The sequence below is a fragment of the Telluria sp. PB2R4 genome (assembly GCF_059685695.1).
The window spans coordinates 484665-502552 of sequence record NZ_JCASIC010000001.1 but is presented as its reverse complement, the minus strand read 5'-3'; the positions used below and the strand labels follow the sequence as shown (position 1 = coordinate 502552).

Here is a 17888-nt window from a genome sequence, read left to right as displayed (position 1 = left end):
CCCTTGCTATATTGCAATTACGGCACTGCCGTAACAACAAGAGAACAAGGGCGCGATTTCAGGCTGTCGAGGCCAGCTGACCTCAGGAGACGAAGATATGCAAAGCACGACGTACGGCGGCGCAGGTGCCGCTCCCATCAGCCACCCTACCAGCGGGGCTCGTAACATCAACGCCCGGGACGGCGAGATCCACCCGGGAGAAATTGCCGTAGGCGTGGTCATTGGCCGCGCCTCCGAATATTTCGAATTCTTCGTCTATGCGATTGCTTCAGTATTAGTGTTTCCCGCGGTTTTTTTCCCGTGGGCTGACCGGCTCGAAGCGACACTGTACTCGTTTATCGTTTTTTCGTTCGCATTCATCGCGCGCCCGCTCGGCACCGTGGTGTTCATGTGGCTGCAGACGCGCTTCAGCCGCGAAATCAAGCTGACCATCGCCCTCCTCATGATGGGCACCTGCACCGTCGTGATTTCCTTCCTGCCTTCCTATGACAGGATCGGGATGGCGGCCGTGGTGATCCTGTCCCTGATGCGCATCGGCCAGGGCATCGCCCAGGGCGGCTCCTGGGACGGCCTGCCTTCGCTGCTGGCGCTGAGCGCGCCGGAGGGCAAGCGCGGCTGGTACGCCATGCTGGGCCAGCTGGCTGCCCCGGTCGGCTTCCTGATCGCCGCCGGCCTGTTCGCCTACCTGCTGACCAACCTGTCGCAGGACGACTTCCTGGTCTGGGGCTGGCGCTATCCGTTCTTCTGCGCCTTCACCATCAACGTCGTGGCCCTGTTCGCCAGGCTGCGCCTGGTGTCGACCAGCGAGTACTCGCGCCTGCTCGATGCGCATGAACTCGACCCGGCCCCGGTCGGCGAGCTGGTCAAGTCGCAAGGCAGCAACATTGCCATCGGCGCCCTCGCCGCGCTGGCCAGCTACGCGCTGTTCCATCTGGTGACCGTGTTCCCACTGTCCTGGATCCAGCTCTACGATACCCGCCCGATGGACGAGTTCCTGCACGTCCAGATGTGGGGCGCCGGCGTCGCGGTGCTGGGCATCCTGGCCTCCGGCCTGATCGCCGACCGCCTCGGCCGCCGCACCACCCTCGGCACCCTGGCCGTCCTGATCGGCCTGTTCTCGCTCGCCGTGCCCTCGCTGATGGACGGCGGCATCACCGGCCAGAACACCTTCATCCTGGTCGGCTTCGCCCTGCTGGGCCTGTCGTATGGCCAGGCTGCCGGCGCCGTCACCGCCAACTTCAAGCAGCAGTACCGCTACACCGGCGCGGCCTTGACCTCGGACCTGGCCTGGCTGGTTGGCGCGGCCTTCGCCCCGCTGGTCGCACTGGGACTGTCGGCCCACTTCGGCCTCGGCTACGTCAGCCTGTACCTGCTGTCGGGTGCGGTCGGTTCGCTGGCGGCGCTGAGCCTGAACCGCGCGCTGGAAATCCGCGACTGAGCAGACCTTCGTCCGCAAACGACAACGCCCCGCGGCGCCTGGCGCCCGGGGCGTTGTTCATTGTCCGACCAGTCTTATGGCAGCGTGTAGAGCGGCGGCTCGGCGACCAGCCCTGCCTTGACTGCGCGGGTGATCTCATCCACCAGCACCTCGCTGGCCCCTGCTTCGAGAGCGGCGAACGTCCGTTCGACCACGGTGCCGGGCGTCAGCTTGGGAAGGTCGAAGCCGCGCGCCAGGTCGGTATCGATCAGCCCCACGTGCACGCCCAGCACCTGCGTGCCCTGCGTCCGCAAGGCGTCGCGCAGGCCGTTGCTCAGGTTCCAGGCCGCTGCCTTGGTCACCGCGTAGGCCGCCAGCACAGGGTTGCTCTTCCAGCTCGCCACCGACAGCACATTCACGAACGCGCCGCCGCCATTCCTTTCCAGTACCGGCGCGAAGGCCTGGCTCGTGTGCAGGATGCCGAACACGTTCGTTTCCAGCATCCAGCGCAGTGACCCGGCGCTGTTCGCGTCCATGATTCCGCCCGTGCTCGCCACCCCGGCATTGTTGATCACCAGGTCGACGTCGCCCAAGCTTGCCGCCAGCGCGGCCACCGCAGCGGCGTCCGTCACGTCCAGCCTGACGGGAACGACACCGCCGAGCTTGACGGTCTCCGGGTCGCGTGCGGCGGCATAGACTTTCTTCGCGCCGCGGGCAAGCGCCTGGCGCGCGAATTCGGCGCCGAGACCGCGATTGGCGCCGGTGACGAGGACAGTGGCGTCCTGGATGTTCATGGGATTTCCTTTCAGGTAGCATTGGAAATATGATTGGCGTCATATGACGAACATCATATTTTAGGACAGGCAAGAATCGGCTACGGCCGACTGTGGAGAAACTCAATCAGTTCGTGCAGGCGCAAACAGGGTACGCAGCGTCCGGCGCGCAGCCGCCAACGCCGCCCTGCCCTCCGGATGATCGCCATGCACCCGCGCCAGCTGCAGGTTACCGACCAGCGCGCCGGCAATCACGCCGGCCAGGGCCGGGTCTGCGCCTTCCGGCAGTGCAAGGGCGACGCGCCGCACCAACCGGTCGACACGCTGGCTGGAGGCCGCGCGCACCGCGTCTGCCTGGCGCGGCATCTCGCTGGCCAGCGCGCCGACCACGCAGCCATGCTCGGGATGCGCCAGATGCTCGTCGGAGAGGTAGAGCTCGATCAGGGCGCCCAGCGGATCCCCTGTTTCGCGGGTGCGGGCGGCGATGCGCTCGTCCAGCACCGCGCTGCTGATCGCGCCGGCATGCTCGATCGCCTCGACCAGCAGTGCGTCGCGCGAGTCAAAGTGGGCATAGAAGCCGCCGTGGGTCAGGCCGGCCTCTCTCATCACCTCAGCCACGCCGACACCGGCGTAGCCATACCGCCGCACCGCATGGCTGGCGGCCTCGACGATCCGGTGGTGGGACTGCTCGCGCTTGCTGGATTTGGCTGAGCTGCTCATGGCGCACTCCGAAATATGATGAATATCATATTACGTCCATCATATTTTCTTTGTCAAGCGCCGCGAAGGTGATAGGCACTCAGGCCAAGGCCGTGTCGAGCACCGTCATCAGGATGAAGCCGAATATCAGCGCGATGCTGGCGAAAGTGCCGTTGCCGTTCTGCCGGTATTCGGGGATGACGTCATTCACGATCACGAACAGCATGGCCCCGCCGGCCGCGGCCAGCGCAAACGGCAGCAGGCCTGCCGCAATCCCGATCAGCGCCACACCGAAGGCCGCCGCTACCGGCTCGATCAGCCCCGACACGACGCCCAGCCCGACCGAAGTCAGGCGGCCATAGCCCACCGTGCGCAGGGCCAGCGCCACCACCAGGCCTTCCGGCACGTCCTGGATCGAGATGCCGGTGGCCAGCGCATTGGCCTTTTCGATGTCGATGCCGGCATAGCCGACGCCGATCGCCATCCCTTCGGGCAGGTTGTGCAGGGCCACGGCCCACACGAACAGCCAGGCGCGGCGCACCGACTTGCCGGCGTCGCCCTCCGCCAGGATGCCCTCGGACTGCACGGCGCGCCCCAATAGCAGGATGGCGCCCGCCCCCGCCATGATGCCGGCTCCGGCCATCAGGCTCGCTTCCCAGCTGCCGGCGCCGGCGGCCTTGGCCGCGGCAATCGCCGGGATCACCAGCGAGAACGCAGTGGCGCCCAGCATCACGCCGGCGCCGAAACCGAGGAAGCAATCGAAGCTGCGTCGTGAGAAATTTTGTGCAAACAGGACCGGCAGCGTGCCGAGCGCGGTGGCCGCCGCAGCGGTTGCGCCGCCCAGCAGCGCGCGGTGCATCTTGGGATTGGCGCCCATGATCTGCTCGACCAGGCTGCCGAGCAGCAAGACACAGCCGACGCTGCAGATGGCCAGGCCGACGATGTGGCGGAAACTCAGCGTGCGCAGCAGCGTACGGGCTGCGGCGAGCCAGGTGTCGTGCGCTTTTTCTGCATTCGTATCCATGCAAACCTTGTGGAGAAGCCGCACGGCCACGGAGGCAAGCCCCTGCCGTGGCCGCGCCGCTGCTTACTTCTTCATGGCCTTCACGCCCTTGGCCGTGCCCTTGTCCTGGGGCTTGCTCATGCCGGTGTCGTCGAGCGGTCCGCCCTTGGAACCGACCTGGGCGCTGCCCATGGAACCGCCGGACGCATTCCCCGATTGTCCCGCCATCGTACCACCGCCGGCCGACTGCATGCTCATCCCGAGTTCGGCACCGGTGCGCGGCGAGGACATCGGGTCGGACATGGTGCGCATCGCCATCTGTTTCAGGATGTCGATGTCCGCGCTCGGCAGCGCCACTTCGGCCTCGCCCGAGCCGCCGTCGACCGCCATCTGCTTCTCGCGGTCGGTAACGAAGTCCCAGTCGGCGCCCTGGTTCCAGGGCCCGCGCATCTCGCCCGGGCCCTGCGACATGTTGTAGTACACGCTCGCAAAGCGCGGATCGGCCGGCATTTTTCCTGATGGGAAGTTCGGCTCGATGGCGTACAGCGCCTTTTCGAACGACTTCTGGTGCGCCACTTCGCGCGTCATCAGGAAGCCCAGCGCCTCTTTCACGCCCGGGTCGTCGGTCAGCGCGATCAGGCGTTCGTAGACGATCTTGGCGCGCGCCTCGGCCGCGATGTTCGAGCGCAGGTCGGCGGTCGGCTCGGTGATCGAGTCGATGTAGGCCGCGGTCCAGGGTACGCCGGCCGAATTCACCAGCGGCGTTCCGCCGCCGTACAGCACCTGTGTGATGTGGCTGTCGTTGCCGGCGCCGGTAATGGCCTTGAACATGTCGGCTTCGCTGTCGACCGCTTCGGCCAGGCGGCCCTTGGCGCCCTTGTTCAGCATGGCGACGATGTGGCCGATCACCTCGAGGTGGCTGAGTTCCTCGGTGGCGATGTCGAACAGCATGTCCTTGCGGCCTGGATCGTCTTCCGATACGGCCTGGGTGAAGTAGCGCATGGCCGCGGCCAGCTCGCCCTGCGGCCCCCCGAACTGTTCCAGCATCAGGTTGGCAAGGGCTGGATTCGGTTCGCTGACGCGGACCGTATATTGCAGGCGTTTATTGTGTGCAAACATGGACAAATTCCTCCGGTGATGAGTCATTTGGCGCGCAAGGGCGTCGCCGTCCAATGGCACCGGCCGTGACCGGTAACCGTATATCTCATGTTGGCAGCATGACCCGGCAGTGGGGATCAGGGGTTCGCGCGTACAGTTGTAGGACTGGAGCGACAATTAATGAACTTGATGGAAATGTTGGAATTGATAAATAAGAGTATTTTTTGGGCCACTTTCGGTTAGCTTGGGAGGTTGAGGGCATGGACGCCCGCTACTCTGCGTTCCTTGCCGACAGGGGCGCGGCACGTACGCCTACAGTAAAGACGAGCAACGCGGCACTACCATGTTAGCTATATGACCATAGGAGGTACCAATGTTTAACCTGAATAAGCTGAGCCCGACCATTACCAATATGATCCGCTTCGACCATTCGCACGTGATGGTCACTTTCCACCAGTATGAAAAGGACAAGTCGCCGCGCGTCAAGAAGGCGCTGGCCGACACCATCTGCGACGCGCTGGAAATCCATGCAACGCTCGAGGAAGAGATCTTCTACCCGGTGATGCGCCAGCGCGATTCGGGCGAGCCCTTCATGCACAAGGCCGAGCCCGAGCACATGGAAATGCGCCGCATGATCGCCGAGCTGCGCCGTACCAGCGGCTCCGACCCGCGCCACGACAAGCTGGTGATGGAACTGATGCGCGACGTGATGCACCATGTGGCCGACGAGGAAACCACCCTGCTGCCGCATGCCGAGGCCAAGCTGAGCCGCGACATGCTGACCGACATGGGCGCCAGGATGACGCGCCGCCGCATGGAACTGGTGGGCCCGAAAGCCGGCAAGCTGGCCAAGGAACACGCGGTCGGCTTCGGCGGCAGCGGCGCCGCCCTGGTGGTCGGCCTGGCGAGCGCGCTATTCGCGGTCAAGGCCGTCGGACCGAAGAAGACCTGGAAGGCGAACCCGGCCTGATTCCGCAACGGACGCAAGCAAGCCGGCCGCCTGGTTCAGCCAGCGGCCGGCTTTTTCATGCCGCGAACGCGTTCACGCCAGAAAGCGCAGCACCGCCGGCACCAGCATTGGTGCGATCAGTGCCGTCAGCGCCCCGTTCAGGCCCATCGCCAGGCCGGCAAACGCGCCCATTTCGGCGCTGGACTGGAAGGCGCGCGCGGTGCCGATGCCGTGCGAGGCCAGGCCGAGGGCAAAGCCGCGCGCCGCGGGCGCGGTGATGCGCAGGCAGTCGAACAGCCACGGGCCGAAGACGGCGCCGAAGATGCCGGTGGCGATCACCATGCCGGCGGTGAGGGCCGGAATGCCGCCCAGCCGCTCCGAGACCGCCATCGCGATCGGCGAGGTGGCCGATTTCGGGCCGAGGGTGGCGGCAAGTTGCGGGCCGGCGCCCAGCAGCAGCGCGACGCCGACGCTGGAGACGATCGCGGTGACGCAGCCGAGCAGCAGCGCCGCGCCCAAGGGCAGGACGGCGCGGCGCAGGCGCGGCAGCTGGCGCACCAGGGGCAGCGCCAGGGCCACGGTGGCCGGGCCGAGCAGGAAGTGGACGAACTGGGCCCCGGCAAAGTAGCGCTGGTAGGACATGCCGGACAGCCACAGCACCAGGACCACCAGGACCAGCGCTATCGCGACCGGATTGGCCAGCGGCGCCCCCTTGAACAAGGCGGCGATGCGGTGTGCAAGCAGGTAGGCGCACAAGGTCATCGTCAGGCCCAGCAGCGGCGAGGCGGACAAATAGACCCAGAACTGGCTCAGCTGGTTCAGCTCAGGCATCGCCGTCCTTTTTTTCCAGGCCACGCAGGAGCAGGCCGGTGACCGCCAGCGTCAGCACGGTGCTCGCGAACAGCGATGCCAGGATCGCCAACCAGTGGCCATTGCCGCTGGCTGCGGACGCATAAATGCCGACACCGGCCGGGACGAACAGCAGCGACAGGTGCGACAGCAGGGTGTTGGCCGCGTCCTCGATGCGCTTTTCCAGCGGCGGCCAAGCCAGCAAGGCCGCCATCAGGAGCAGCATGCCGGCGACCGGGCCGGGGATCGGCAGCTTCAACAGGAAGACGAGGCCTTCGCCGAGGCACTGGAACAGCAGCAGGATCGTGAAGGCGGCGAGCATGAGGCGCTAGGACGGGGCAAAGCGCTCAGGATAGCAAACTGTTTCGCGGCGTGTGCCGTGACACGCCGGAATTTCAAGCCTCGGCGGTCGCGCCCGCGATCGCCCCGCGCCGCAGCTGATCCCGTTCGATCGACTCGAACAGCGCCTTGAAATTGCCCTCGCCGAAACCGTCATCGCCCTTGCGCTGGATGAACTCGAAGAACACCGGTCCCAGCTGGGTCTCGGAAAAGATCTGCAGCAGCAGGCGCGGTTTGCCGTCGGTGACGGCGCCATCGAGCAGCAGCCCGCGGGTCTGAAGTTCGGCGGCGTTTTCGCCGTGGCCCGGAATGCGGCCTTCGAGCATCTCGTAATAGGTCGCGGGCGGCGCTTTCATGAGCGGCACGCCGGCGGCGCGCAGGCTGTCCACCGACTTAATCAGGTCGTCGGTAAGCAGCGCGATGTGCTGGATGCCCTCGCCGTTGAATTGCATGAGGAATTCCTCGATCTGGCCGCCGCCGGCCTTGCCTTCTTCGTTGAGCGGGATGCGGATCTTGCCGTCCGGCGCGGTCATGGCTTTCGAGGTCAGGCCGGTGTATTCGCCCTTGATGTCGAAGTAGCGGATCTCGCGGAAGTTGAACAGCTTCTCGTAGAAGCCGGCCCAGAATGCCATGCGGCCGCGGTAGACGTTGTGGGTCAGGTGGTCGATCACTTTCAGGCCGTGGCCTGGCGGATGGCGCTCGACGCCTTCCAGGAATGCGAAGTCGATGTCATAGATCGACTTGCCGTCTTCAAAACGGTCGATCAGGTACAGCGGCGCGCCGCCGATGCCCTTGATGGCCGGGAGGCGCAGCTCCATCGGGCCGGTCGGGATCTCGACCGCCTGCGCGCCCAGTTCCAGCGCGCGCGCATAGGCCTTGTGCGAATCCTTCACGCGGAAGGCCATGCCGCAGGCGGCGGGGCCGTGCTCGGCGGCGAAGTAGGCGGCGTAGCTTTTCGGCTCGTTGTTGATGATGAAGTTGATGTCGCCCTGGCGGTACAGGCTCACTTGCTTCGAGCGGTGCACCGCCACCTTGCTGAAGCCCAGTGCTTCGAACACGGGCTCGAGCACGCCGGGCGTCGGCGACGCGAACTCGACGAACTCGAAGCCCATCAGGCCCATGGGGTTCTCAAACAGGTCTGCCATTTTTCTCTTCCTTCTGTCGTTGTTCGGTGATCATTCAGCGGCCGTCTCCACGGCCGTCACAGCGTTAAACGCACTCATTCTGCAAATACTTCCGCCAGCAAGCCGCGCAGCCACTGGTTGCCCGGGTCCTGGTTGTAGCGGCGGTGCCAGAACACGTTCGTCTGCAGCGCCGGCAGCTCCAGTGGCGGCGTAATCCATTCCAGCCCGAACGGCAGCGCGGCGCGTTCGGCCAGCTTCTGCGGCACCGTGACCACCAGGTCGGAGCTGCTCACCATGTAGGGCACCGCAGTGAAGTGCGGCACCCGGAAGCGCACCGGGGGGCCCGCCGTGGACCCGACGCCGGCGCGCGCCAGCAGCGCGTTGATGCGGTCGTACGGGCTTTCGTTCGCATCGACCAGCATGTGCTCGGCACTCACGAAGCGCGCCAGCGTCAGCGCGCCCTTCCCCAACGGATGGCCCTTGCGCATCATCGTCACGTAGGGCTGGCGGAACAGCTGGCGCTGGTACAGCGCTTCCGAGATGTCTTCGAAAGGCCCCACCGCCAGGTCCACCCGTCCGCCTTCCATTTCCTCTTTCAGCGGCAGCAGGCCGGCGCGCACCGAGCTGATCTCGACCTGCGGCGCCAGCAGCTTGCAGCGCTCGATCAGCGCCGGCATGAAGTAGATCTCCCCCACGTCCGTCATCGCCAGCACGAAGCGCCGGCTGCTGGTGGCCGGGTCGAAGCGGCTGCGCTGGTTCAGCGCCAGCGCCACCTGCGCCATCGCCACGCCGATCGGCTCGGCCATCTGTGTCGCCAGCGGCGTCGGCTGCATCCCCAGGGCGGTGCGAACGAACAACTCGTCGCCGAAACTTCGCCGCAGGCGCGCCAGCGCGTTGCTCACCGCCGACTGGCTCAGTCCCAGCCGCCTGGCGGCCGCGGAAATCTGGCGCTCCCGGTAGACTTCCTGGAATACCGTCAGCAAGTTCAGGTCGATGGTGTGCGGTTCGATCATGGCTTCCTTTGCCTGGGCTGCATTGTGGGCGCACCGGGTGCGCGCGAACAGCAATATTTAGCTGATGAATAGTCTACATTTTTCTATTCATCTCGTAAAACATGCTGAATTCTTCTAGAGTAGCGCCGAGGAGATAAACATGCGCCACACGCTCGAGCAAGCATCCACCTACATGAGCGGATTCGGCAACGAATTCGCCACCGAAGCCCTGCCGGGGGCCCTGCCGCAGCACCGCAATTCGCCGCAACGCGTGGCCTACGGCCTGTACGCCGAACAGATTTCCGGCACCGCCTTTACCGCCCCGCGCAGCCACAACCGTCGCTCCTGGCTGTACCGGATCCGCCCGGCTGCCGTGCACGGAAGCTTCAGCCGGATCGATACTGGACGGATCGTCAGCCGCTTCGACACCCCGGCCCCGCCCAACCAGTTGCGCTGGAGCCCCCTGCCCCTGCCCGATGCCCCGACCGACTTCATCGACGGCTGGGTGACCATGGCCGGTAACGGCTCCCCCGAAGCGATGAGCGGCTGCGCGGTCCACCTGTACGCCGCCAACAGGGACATGGAAGGCCGCTATTTCTACAGCGCGGACGGCGAGCTGCTGGTGGTCCCCCAGCAGGGGCGCCTCAGCATCGCCACCGAACTCGGCCTGATCGAGCTCGAACCCCAGGAAATCGCGGTGATCCCGCGCGGGGTGCGCTTCAGCGTCGCGCTGCCCGACGGCGCGGCGCGCGGCTACATCTGCGAGAACTTCGGCGCCCTGCTGCAGCTGCCCGACATGGGACCGATCGGATCGAACGGCCTGGCCAACCCGCGCGACTTCCTGACCCCATGCGCGCGCTTCGAGGACATCGAGGGCGAGTTCGAACTGGTGGCCAAGTTCTGCGGCGGCCTGTGGCGCGCTCGCATCGGCCACTCGCCGCTCGACGTGGTCGCCTGGCACGGCAACTACGCGCCCTATAAATACGACCTGCGCCATTTCAATGCCATCGGCTCGATCAGCTACGACCACCCCGACCCGTCGATCTTCCTGGTGCTGCAGGCGCCCAGTGACACCCCCGGGGTGGACACGCTCGACTTCGTGATCTTCCCGCCGCGCTGGCTGGTGGGCGAAGACACCTTCCGTCCGCCCTGGTTCCACCGCAACGTCGCCAGCGAGTTCATGGGCCTGATCCACGGCGCCTACGACGCCAAGGCCGAGGGCTTCGTGCCGGGCGGCGCCAGCCTGCACAACTGCATGAGCGGGCACGGTCCGGATGCCGCTACCTTCGAGAAGGCCAGCAGCGCCGACACCGGCCGGCCGCACAAGGTGCTCGACACCATGGCCTTCATGTTCGAGACCCGTCATGTGCTGGTGCCGACCGCGCACGCGCTGGCCTCGCCCCAGCTGCAGCCGGACTACCAGCAGTGCTGGGCGGGCATCGGCAAGCACTTCCGCCCAAGCCCGTAAGGACAGCGGCGAAGATGCCAGCCTGACAATTCGTGTGGCGGACATGCCACCCGCCATGCGATGATGTGGCGTACGCCGCTTTCGCGCGTGCCCGGTCGCGGCCCGGAACGTCCGACGGAGGCCCCGCGCCAGTGTTGACCGACATATTGATCATCTCCTTCCTCATCCTGATGAACGGAGTGTTCGCCATGAGCGAGTTGGCACTGGTCTCGGCCAAGCGCATGCGCCTCGAGCGGCGCGCGGAAGAAGGCAGCCGCGGGGCGCGCGCCGCGCTCGAGCTGGCGGACGACCCCAGCCACTTCCTCTCCACCGTGCAGGTCGGGATCACCCTGATCGGCATTTTCAACGGTGCCTTCGGCGAAGCCTCGCTGGTCAGCCACCTCACCCCCGAACTGCAAACCGTGCCGCTGCTCGCGCCGTATGCGCGCGAGATCGCGCTCGGCCTGGTGGTCATCTTCATTACCATCGCGTCGATCATCTTCGGCGAACTGGTCCCCAAGCGCATCGCCATGGCCTTCCCCGACGCGACGGCGACCCTGATCGCCCCGCCGCTGCGCACGCTGTCGGTGCTGATGTCGCCTTTCGTGAAGTTCCTGTCGCTGGCCACCAATGCCATCGTGCGCGTGCTCGGCATCAAGGCGGCCAGGGAAGAAGCCCCTACCGAAGAAGACATCGCCGGCATGATCAAGGAAGGCGCCGACACCGGCGTTTTCGAGAAGACCGAATACGACATCGTGCAGCGCGCCCTGCGCCTCGACGACCAGCACCTGAAGTCCCTGATGACGCCGCGGGTCGACCTGGTGATCATCGACCTCGAAGACGGGCGCACCCACAACCTCGAGACCATCGCGGCCAATCCCTACGGCCGCTTCCCGGTCTGCCGCGGCGACCGTTCGCACATCCTCGGCTACGTGATGGCGCGCGACCTGTTCGCGCAGGCAGTGCGCACCGGCCAGCTGGACGCCATCGACCTCGAGGGCGCGGTGCAGGAGCTGCTGTATGTCCCCGAAACCGTGAGCGCCATGGCCCTGCTCGAGATGTTCAAGAAGAACCGCGCCGAGCTGGCCCTGATCGTCGACGAATACGGCGACATCCAGGGCATGGTTACGCTGAGCGACGTGATGAGCGCCCTGGTCGGCGACGTCTCCGTGGCCGGCGAAGAGCACGACGCCGACGCCGTGCAGCGCAACGACGGCAGCTGGCTGCTCGACGGCGGCGTCTCGCTCGACCGCTTCCGCGACCTGCTCGAGACCGCGCAGATCTTCCCCGGCGAAGACGAAGGCGCCTACCATACGCTGGCCGGCTTCATGCTCTACCAGCTGGGCTACATCCCCAAGCCCTCCGACATCGTCGACTGGGCAGGCTTCCGCTTCGAGGTCATGGACATGGACGGCAACCGCATCGACCGCATCATGGTGTCGCGCTACCATCCGGTGGAACCCGAGCCCGAGCGCGATTGATGCCCCTGGACGTCGTTACTCTCGGTCCCCTGGTCCTTCCCACCGCGGTGCTGCTGGTCCTGGGCGGCATCGTGCTGGCCAATCTGCTGGCCGGGCGCTACCGCCGCCGCGGCCTCGATGCCGGCCCGATCCTGTGGAAGATGGTGCTCGCCGGATTCGTCAGCGCGCGCGCGGTGTTCGTGCTGCGCCACCACGACCTGTTCGCGCAGCAGCCCTGGACCGCGCTCGACTTCCGCGACGGCGGCTTCGACTCCACGGCCGGCCTGCTGGTCGCCTGCGTGATCGGCGCCGAGCTGACCCGCCGCCATCCCCTGCTGCGCCGTCCCCTGCTGGTCGCCAGCCTGGCCGGCATCGGCCTGTGGCTGGGCGGCACCCTGATGCTGCAGGCCTTCGCGCCGCCGCATGCACCCCTGCCCGAACTGAGCGTGCGCCGCCTGGACGGCGCCGAAACAGCGCTGCGCGATTTCCAGGGCAAGCCACTGGTGGTGAACCTGTGGGCCACCTGGTGCCCGCCGTGCCGGCGCGAGATGCCGGCGCTGGCGGCGATGCAGGCGAAGCGGCCCGACGTCGGCTTCGTGTTCGTGAACCAGGGCGAATCGGCGGCGCAGGTCGCAAGCTTCCTGGCGGCGCAGGGACTGCGCATGGAGAACGTGCTGCTCGACCCGGCCGGACAGCTGGGGGCGCGCACCGGCTCGGTGGGCTTCCCGACCACGCTGTTCTACGATGCGCGCGGGGTGCTGCGTGCCCGCCATGTGGGCGAGCTGTCGGAAGCGAGCCTGCGCGACAAGATGGCGACACTGGCGCAATGAGCTCCCCTGTGGTACAACATCGCCGCATCCAGGAGAGCCCATGCAAGTCAACCCGATCCAGCTGTTCGACGCCGAATCCTCGACGTATACCTACATCCTGTCCGCGCCGGACTGCCAGGATGCGGTGATCATCGACCCGGTCGACCGCCACTGGCAGCGCGACCTCGACCACATCGAACGCCTCGGCCTGCGCCTGACCCACGTGCTCGAGACCCACGCCCACGCCGACCACGTCACCTCGGCCGGCAAGCTGCGCGCCCTCACCGGCGCCAAGGCCTGCGTGCCGAGCGGCTGCGGCATCCCGCCGGCCGAAATCCAGCTGCAGGACGGCGACCTGATCAGGTTCGGCGCGCGCGAGCACATCGCGGTGATCCACACCCCGGGCCACACCGCGGGCAGCATGTGCTACCTGTGGCGCGGCAACCTGTTCAGCGGCGACACCCTGCTGGTCGGCGGCTGCGGGCGCACCGACTTCCAGGGCGGCAGCGCGGAGGCCCTGTACGACAGCGTCACCGGCAAGCTCTTTACCTTGGACGATGCCGTCCGCGTCTGGCCCGGCCACGACTATCGTGGCCAATCGGTATCGAGCATCGGCTGGGAAAAGCGCCACAACGCGCGCCTGGCCGGCCGCTCGCGCGACGATTTCGTCGCCCTGATGGCCGCCCTCGACCTGCCGCGCCCAAAGCTGATGGACGTGGCGGTGCCGGCCAATCGCAAGCTGGGCCTGTCCCACAGCGTGTAAATCTGCAACACTGAAATGCCACCTGCCTGACGCGCCGTCGCCACCTTCGGTATAATCTTGCATTTATACAAGATATAGTACCCTGGAGAAACATTTCAGTGCGTACGAGCCGGGTGCATGAAACAGTTCTACGATCTCGCGCACTGGCGCGCACGCATTTTCTCCAAGCTGATGTCGGCCGTGCTGCTGCTCGGCTTCGTCACCCCGGTGCCCAGCTCGCTCCTGGCGGTGGCCGACGGCATGTGGCAGATCGCGGTGATGGACACCGTAGCGCTGGCCTGGCTGCTCGCCATCTGGTGGTTCGATCGCCTGCCTTATACGCTGCGGGTGTTGAACTTCCTGGCGGTGCTCTTTCTGGCCGGGGTCTTCCTGATGATCGGCGTCGGCGCGGCCAGCCAGATTTACCTCATGGGTCTGCCAGTGCTGGCGGTGGTGCTGCTCGGCACCCGCCATGCGCTTGGCGCCCTGGTCCTGAGCGCGGCCACCATCCTCGGCCTCGGCCTGAGCGGGCACGCGCAGCTGGTCGTTAGGGGGCTGGGCGGGAACGAACTGCTGTCCTCGCTGGTGGTCACGCTCAACTACCTGTTCGTCGGCGCCGTCATCACCATCACCTGCGGCAACCTGGTCAAGGGCCTGTCCCAGACCCTGGGCGAGGTGCAGGGCTTCGCCGAATCCCTCGAGCACAAGCAGGCCAGGCTGTACGAGCTGAATGCCGAGCTGCGCCTGACCTCGGCCGCGGTGGCGCGCCTGAACGACATGGTCCTGATCGCGCACGCGGTCGATACGCCGGGCGCGCCGCAGCCGATCATCTTCGCCAACGAAGCCTTCGAGCGCCGCACCGGCTACCGCCGCGACGAGATCATCGGGCAAAGCATGCGCCTGCTGCACGGCCCGGAAACCGATCCGGACGAGATGGCCCGCATCCAGCGCGCCGTAGCGCGCAACGAACCGGTCAAGGCCGAGCTGCTCAACTACACCAAGGGCGGCGACGCCTTCTGGGCGGAGATGGAAATGGTGCCCTTCGCCAGCGAGGGCGGACGCCATACGCACTGGGTCGTGGTCGGACGCGACATCACCGAACGCCGCAACTCGGCCAAGGCGATCCACAACCTGGCCTTCTACGACGTGCTCACCGGCCTGCCCAACCGCCGCCTGTTCACCGAACGCCTCGACGCGCTGGTGGCCGCGCGCGACGCCGGCGGCACCCTCGGCGCGGTGCTGTACATCGACCTCGACAACTTCAAGTACGTCAACGACGCCAGGGGCCATGCCACCGGCGACGCCCTGCTGCGCCACGCCGCGGGGCGCCTGGTCTCGGCGGTGCGCGGGCGCGACACCGTGGCGCGCCTGGGCGGCGACGAGTTCGTCATCCTGTTGAACGATCTTGGCGACGACGCCGAAGCCGCCACCACGGCGGCGATGAAGGTGGCCTACAAGGTGCTGGCGGCGCTGGGCGAGGAAGCCACGATCGGCGAGCACACCTATCGCTCCTCGGGCAGCGTCGGCGTGGCCCTGCCGCTGCGCGCCGGCCAGACCGCCCACGACCTGCTGCGCGAAGCCGACACCGCGATGTACCAGGCCAAGGCTGCGGGCCGCAACGGCGTGGCCCTGTTCGAGACCACCATGCTGGCCGACGCCGAACGCAAGCTGACCCTGGAGCGCGATCTCGCCATGGCGCTCGAGAACGGCGAGCTGGCCATGCACCTGCAGCTGCAGGTCGACCACGCCCAGCAGCCGGTCGGAGCCGAACTCCTGATGCGCTGGCGCCGCGCCGACGGCGTGCTGGTGCCGCCGGACGTGTTCATTCCGATCGCCGAGTCTTCCGGCCTGATCGTCCCGCTCGGGAACTGGGTGCTGCGCCAGGCCTGCGAGGCCTGGCTGCGCCTGGATGCGGCCGGCCATCCGCTGCCGCTGTCGATCAACGTCAGCCCGGCGCAGTTCCGCCAGCCGGATTTCGTCGAGTCGGTCGCCCAGGTGCTGCGCGAGACCGGCGCGCCGGCCGGACAGCTGATCTTCGAAGTCACCGAGGGCCTGCTGGTGTCGAACCTGGACCAGACCATCGCCCGCATGCACGAGCTGGCCCGGCTCGGCATCCGCTTCTCGGTCGACGACTTCGGCACCGGCTACTCGAACCTGGCCTACCTGAAGAAGATGCCGCTGTACGAGCTCAAGATCGACAAGAGCTTCATCCGCGACACCCCGAACGACGTCAACGGCACCGCCATCGTGCAGTCGATCCTGGCGATGGCCGAGCACCTCGGCCTGCGCGTGGTGGCCGACGGCATCGAGACTGCGCAGCAGGCCGCCTTCCTGTCCGATAACGGCAGCCCCTGCATGCAGGGCTTCCTGTTCTCGCGCCCGGCGCCGCTGGACGACCTGCTGGCGGCCCTGTCCGGCCTGGCGTCCGCGCGCGCTGCCTGATTCTGTTAGGCTGTGCCGGATATGGCATACCAGACCATCCTCGAGATCCAGACAGCAGGGCGCGGCACGCGCGACCTCACCACCGCCGTGGCCGATGTTGTGCGCGCCTCCGGCGTGCAATGCGGCCTGGCCCACGTCTTCGTGCAGCACACCAGCTGTTCGCTCCTGATCACCGAGAACGCCGACCCCGATGTACGGCGCGACCTCGAGACCGTGCTGGCGCGCCTGGCGCCCGACGGCGACCCGGCTTACCGCCACGATGCCGAGGGTCCGGACGACATGGCGGCCCACGTGCGCAACATGCTCACCGGGTCGTCCCTGGGCGTTCCGGTCGGCGACGGCCGCCTCCTGCTCGGGACCTGGCAAGGCATCTACCTGTACGAACACCGCACCGCCCCGCACCTGCGGCGCGTGGTGGTGACCGTTCTATGATTACCCCCGCCGTGGGGGATGTCCGGAGCCGCGTCTTTCATTACACTGCATGCAGGTCGTGACGCTGCACCCGCGTGGCGCAGAGAAAACGGCCCCGAGATTCCGGCCGATATATGTATCCATTTGTCGTGGACAGCGCGGGCGCCACCCGCTAGTCTGAGGCCTCGTCGATCCTCCCGAGGTATGTCATGTCCCGCCCGTTCGCCACGCTGCGCCGCACGGCAGCCCTGCTGCTTGTCCTGCCGCTCGTCACGGCTTGCGCCAACCTGGCCGGCACGGCCGTCCCGGCGGCGCCGGCTCCGCTCGTCGCCGCCGCCGACCACCACCAGCACCTGTTCAGCCCCGCCATCATTGCCCTCATCGCGCCCAAGCCCGGCCCGGACGCGCTGCGCGAGATCCCGGTGACCGAACTGATCGCCCTGCTGGACAGCGCCGGCATCCACCGCGCCGCCGTCATGTCGACCGCTTATATGTACGGCCGGCCCGCGCGCGTGGTCGAGGACGAATACGGCAAGGTGAAGGCGGAGAACGACTGGACCGCCGCCCAGGTGGCCAGGTATCCAGACCGCCTGCGCGCCTTCTGCGGCTTCAACCCGCTCAAGGACTACGCACTGGCCGAACTGGAGCGCTGCGCGGCGCACCCGCAGCTGCGCACCGGGATCAAGATGCACTTCGGGAATTCCGACGTGCAGCTGGAAAAGCCCGAGCACGCCGCCCGCCTGCGCGAGGTATTCCGCGCCGCCAACCGGCACGGCATGGCGATCGCGGTCCACATGCGCGCCTCGATCTCGCTCAAGCGCCCCTACGGCGAAGCGCAGGCGCGCGCCTTCATGGAACACTTGATGCCGGAAGCGACCGGCATCGTGGTGCAGGTCGCGCATTTCGCCGGTGCCGGCCCCGGCTACGACGACCCGCCGTCCAACGAAGTGATGCGGGTGTTCGCGGAGGCGGCGGCGCGCAAGGACCCGAACACCCGCAGCCTGTATTTCGACGTCGCCTCCATCGCCACCCCGGACATGTCGCCGCTTCACGCGCGCGAGATGGTCGAGCGCATCCGCATGGTGGGCATCGACAAGATCCTGTACGGGTCGGATGCGGCCACGCCCACCAACATGAAACCGCGCGAGGCCTGGGCGGCGTTCCGCGCGCTGCCGCTGACCGAGGCGGAGCTCGGGCGCATTGCGGGCAACGTCGCCTCCTACCTGCGCTAGCCCGGCCACACTTACATTCGGCTACAAATTCACCGATGCCGGAACGCTTTGCCCGGGCTTGAACCTGTTACAACGCGAAAACCGTCGTGCTATACTCGCCGC

The 17888-nt window shown here is 66.8% G+C and carries 17 protein-coding genes; 9 read left to right on the top strand and 8 right to left on the bottom strand.

Translation table 11 applies throughout. The features are described from left to right. The first annotated feature begins 97 nt into the window (after nt 1–97). A complete protein-coding gene (locus AC56LU_RS02065; RefSeq protein ID WP_497173929.1) occupies nt 98–1438 on the top strand; it encodes an MFS transporter in 1341 nt (446 codons plus the stop codon). A gap of 74 nt (nt 1439–1512) precedes the next feature. Here AC56LU_RS02065 and AC56LU_RS02060 read toward each other — a convergent pair whose 3' ends face one another. From AC56LU_RS02060 to AC56LU_RS02045, 4 genes are all read right to left on the bottom strand, one after another. Beyond that, nucleotides 1513–2211, bottom strand: a complete 699-nt coding sequence (locus AC56LU_RS02060) for an SDR family oxidoreductase (RefSeq protein WP_497173928.1) — start codon at nt 2209–2211, stop codon at nt 1513–1515. Between the two features lie 102 nt (nt 2212–2313). Continuing rightward, nucleotides 2314–2910, bottom strand: coding sequence for a TetR/AcrR family transcriptional regulator (locus AC56LU_RS02055; RefSeq protein WP_497173927.1), 597 nt, complete (start codon nt 2908–2910; stop codon nt 2314–2316). A gap of 79 nt (nt 2911–2989) precedes the next feature. Further along, on the bottom strand, nt 2990–3913 hold the full coding sequence (locus tag AC56LU_RS02050) for a ZIP family metal transporter (protein ID WP_497173926.1): 924 nt from the start codon (nt 3911–3913) through the stop codon (nt 2990–2992). A 63-nt stretch (nt 3914–3976) separates the two neighbouring features. Beyond that, on the bottom strand, nt 3977–5011 hold the full coding sequence (locus AC56LU_RS02045) for a manganese catalase family protein (RefSeq protein WP_497173925.1): 1035 nt from the start codon (nt 5009–5011) through the stop codon (nt 3977–3979). Nucleotides 5012–5363: 352 nt separating this feature from the next. Between AC56LU_RS02045 and AC56LU_RS02040 the strand changes: the two genes are divergently transcribed. Then, a complete protein-coding gene (locus AC56LU_RS02040; protein ID WP_497173924.1) occupies nt 5364–5960 on the top strand; it encodes a hemerythrin domain-containing protein in 597 nt (198 codons plus the stop codon). 72 nt (nt 5961–6032) lie between these two features. Here the strand turns inward: AC56LU_RS02040 and AC56LU_RS02035 are convergent, their stop codons facing one another. The 4 genes from AC56LU_RS02035 to AC56LU_RS02020 all read right to left on the bottom strand — a co-directional run bounded on the left by AC56LU_RS02035 (nt 6033) and on the right by AC56LU_RS02020 (nt 9264). Then, nucleotides 6033–6770 (bottom strand): LrgB family protein, encoded by a 738-nt coding sequence (locus tag AC56LU_RS02035; RefSeq protein WP_497173923.1) that lies wholly within the window; start codon nt 6768–6770, stop codon nt 6033–6035. After that, the gene (locus AC56LU_RS02030) at nt 6763–7110 is read right to left on the bottom strand and encodes a CidA/LrgA family protein (protein ID WP_497173922.1); all 348 of its coding nucleotides are present in this window, start codon (nt 7108–7110) and stop codon (nt 6763–6765) included. Before AC56LU_RS02030 ends, AC56LU_RS02035 begins: the two co-directional genes overlap by 8 nt. Nucleotides 7111–7183: 73 nt before the next feature. Then, the gene (gene hppD, locus AC56LU_RS02025; RefSeq protein ID WP_497173921.1) at nt 7184–8272 is read right to left on the bottom strand and encodes a 4-hydroxyphenylpyruvate dioxygenase; all 1089 of its coding nucleotides are present in this window, start codon (nt 8270–8272) and stop codon (nt 7184–7186) included. Nucleotides 8273–8346: 74 nt separating this feature from the next. After that, entirely contained in the window at nt 8347–9264 is a 918-nt protein-coding gene (locus tag AC56LU_RS02020; protein ID WP_497173920.1) for a LysR family transcriptional regulator, read from the bottom strand. A gap of 139 nt (nt 9265–9403) precedes the next feature. Here AC56LU_RS02020 and hmgA point away from each other — a divergent pair, with 139 nt between their 5' ends. The 7 genes from hmgA to AC56LU_RS01985 all read left to right on the top strand — a co-directional run bounded on the left by hmgA (nt 9404) and on the right by AC56LU_RS01985 (nt 17786). Continuing rightward, a complete protein-coding gene (hmgA, locus tag AC56LU_RS02015) occupies nt 9404–10711 on the top strand; it encodes a homogentisate 1,2-dioxygenase (protein WP_497173919.1) in 1308 nt (435 codons plus the stop codon). Between the two features lie 131 nt (nt 10712–10842). After that, nucleotides 10843–12171, top strand: a complete 1329-nt coding sequence (locus AC56LU_RS02010; protein WP_497173918.1) for a hemolysin family protein — start codon at nt 10843–10845, stop codon at nt 12169–12171. Continuing rightward, on the top strand, nt 12171–12980 hold the full coding sequence (locus AC56LU_RS02005; RefSeq protein ID WP_497173917.1) for a redoxin family protein: 810 nt from the start codon (nt 12171–12173) through the stop codon (nt 12978–12980). The genes AC56LU_RS02010 and AC56LU_RS02005 overlap by 1 nt, the downstream gene beginning before the upstream one ends. Before the next feature lie 40 nt (nt 12981–13020). Beyond that, complete coding sequence (locus AC56LU_RS02000) at nt 13021–13722, top strand: MBL fold metallo-hydrolase (RefSeq protein ID WP_497173916.1); 702 nt, start codon at nt 13021–13023, stop codon at nt 13720–13722. A gap of 117 nt (nt 13723–13839) precedes the next feature. Next, nucleotides 13840–16143 (top strand): putative bifunctional diguanylate cyclase/phosphodiesterase, encoded by a 2304-nt coding sequence (locus tag AC56LU_RS01995; protein WP_497173915.1) that lies wholly within the window; start codon nt 13840–13842, stop codon nt 16141–16143. A gap of 21 nt (nt 16144–16164) precedes the next feature. Beyond that, on the top strand, nt 16165–16575 hold the full coding sequence (locus AC56LU_RS01990) for a secondary thiamine-phosphate synthase enzyme YjbQ (RefSeq protein WP_497173914.1): 411 nt from the start codon (nt 16165–16167) through the stop codon (nt 16573–16575). Between the two features lie 188 nt (nt 16576–16763). Beyond that, nucleotides 16764–17786: an amidohydrolase family protein gene (locus AC56LU_RS01985; RefSeq protein WP_497173913.1), complete on the top strand. Its 1023-nt coding sequence runs from the start codon at nt 16764–16766 to the stop codon at nt 17784–17786. Nucleotides 17787–17888 lie beyond the last annotated feature (102 nt).